Raw genomic sequence first — 953 nt, 5'->3', positions numbered from 1 at the left:
ATGATAAATTAGATAAAAAAGGGAGTTCTATCCTATATTCTAATGTAGGTAATGACTTTTCTAAAATATTAGAGTCTGAAAATTATAGTTATAAAACAACACTAGCTAAAGCAGAAATACTTTATCAAATCAAATTACAAGATGATTTGCTGTCTGTAGTTCCTTATTACGCACTTAAAGAGATAAAGGAATCAACCTTTGATTCTAAAAAGTATCGCAACTTCAAATATGGAATCTTTGGACTACAAGGTCAATATGTTAAAACATTTAGCCCGAAAGATGTAGTAACTTTTAGTGCAGATATACAAAAAAGAGAAATAAATAAGACAAACCACAGTCTTGGAAATACAGATATAATTCCTTCCATTAAACAATGGTTAGACAGTGATTATGTTATTTACAACAGCGCATTTCTCAACTATAGCGTAAGTGTTAGATATGATCAAAAATTAAGTCCTAATATAGGTGGATACTTAAAATTAGATTATAATAATCTACAATACAAATCTCAAAAACCTAATACATATATAGGCTTTACCACAGGAATTACTTTTTAGACTACTACAATAAAATGAAGAATAATATAATAATTGGATTGATTGGATTTACATGTTTTTTCCTATACAGCTTTGACAAGATATGGACAAACGAAAATCCCGAATACCAACACATTATAGATCGTTATAAAACCGATATATCTCAATGGCCTCCCCCATTTATAGACCTAGGAGTAAATTGGACAGAAATGCAAAGTATCAAACGAGACTCTCTCTATTTTGAAAACCAAAATAAACCTGAGGTTATCTTAGGAAAGATGCTCTTTTTTGACCCTAAATTATCTAAATCTGAACAGATATCATGTAGCTCTTGTCACGATCCTGAAATGGGATGGACCGATAGAAGAAGAGTGGCTCTTGGCCACGATCATTTAAAGGGTAAGCGAAACACTCCAA

At 31.2% G+C, this 953-nt stretch carries 2 protein-coding genes; both read left to right on the top strand.

Going from position 1 to position 953, the window contains the following annotated elements; genetic code table 11:
- On the top strand, positions 1–557 hold a 557-nt coding region (locus AABL85_RS17410), incomplete at its 5' end, for a DUF6850 family outer membrane beta-barrel protein (RefSeq protein WP_341311024.1).
- A gap of 14 nt (positions 558–571) precedes the next feature.
- On the top strand, positions 572–953 hold a 382-nt coding region (locus AABL85_RS17405), incomplete at its 3' end, for a cytochrome-c peroxidase (protein WP_341311023.1).

Source organism: Myroides odoratimimus (assembly GCF_038039805.1).
Lineage (GTDB): Bacteria > Bacteroidota > Bacteroidia > Flavobacteriales > Flavobacteriaceae > Flavobacterium > Flavobacterium odoratimimum_B.
The sequence above is the reverse complement of the archived record's forward strand: the minus strand, read 5'-3'. Positions and strand labels throughout refer to the sequence as shown.